Origin of the sequence: Rhizobium aouanii (genome assembly GCF_037002925.1) — a bacterium.
Classification (GTDB): Bacteria; Pseudomonadota; Alphaproteobacteria; order Rhizobiales; family Rhizobiaceae; genus Rhizobium; species Rhizobium aouanii.
In genome coordinates this window covers 1-787 of sequence record NZ_JBAMYD010000059.1, presented here as the reverse complement: position 1 = coordinate 787, position 787 = coordinate 1, and the positions used below count along the sequence as shown (strand labels likewise).

The following is a 787-nucleotide window of genomic DNA, read 5'->3' as shown; positions in this document are numbered from 1 at the left end:
ACCGGCAATGCGCTGGCCAACACGATCACCGGCGGCGCCGGCAATGATGTGTTGGATGGTGGGGCCGGTGCCGATAGCTTGATCGGCGGTGCGGGCGACGACACCTATGTCGTTGACAATGCCGGCGACAGCGTTGCCGAGAACGCCGCCGCGGGAACCGACACGGTTCGCACGATACTGGCCACCTACACACTGGGAGCCAATGTCGAGAACCTCACCTACATCGGAACGGCAGCCTTTGTCGGGACAGGCAATAGCCTTGCCAACACGATCACTGGTGGTGTCGGCAACGACACGCTGAATGGCGGGGCAGGTGCCGATAGCTTGATCGGCGGTGCGGGCGACGACACCTATATCATCGACAATGCCGGTGACAGCGTTGCCGAGAACGCCGCCGCGGGAACCGACACGGTTCGCACGACCCTGGCAAGCTATACGCTTGACGCCAATGTCGAGAACCTCACCTACACGGGATCGGCCAGCTTCACCGGCACCGGCAATGCGCTCGCCAACACGATCACCGGCGGCGCCGGCAACGATCTGCTGGACGGCGGCGCCGGCAATGACACGCTGATCGGCGGAGCGGGCAACGACATCTATGTGGTCGACAGTGCGAGCGACGTCGTCACCGAGTTGGCCAGTGCCGGCACCGACGAAATCCGCACGGCGCTTGCAGCCTACTCGATCGCTGCACTGATCAATGTCGAGAACCTGAGCTACACGGGATCGGCCAACTTCACCGGCACCGGCAATGCGCTCGCCAACACGATCACCGGCGGCTCCGGCA

1 protein-coding gene is annotated in these 787 nt (G+C 63.8%); it reads left to right on the top strand.

The window, feature by feature from the left end:
* On the top strand, positions 1 to 787 hold a 787-nt coding region (locus V8P77_RS34710; RefSeq protein WP_335916764.1), incomplete at both ends, for a calcium-binding protein.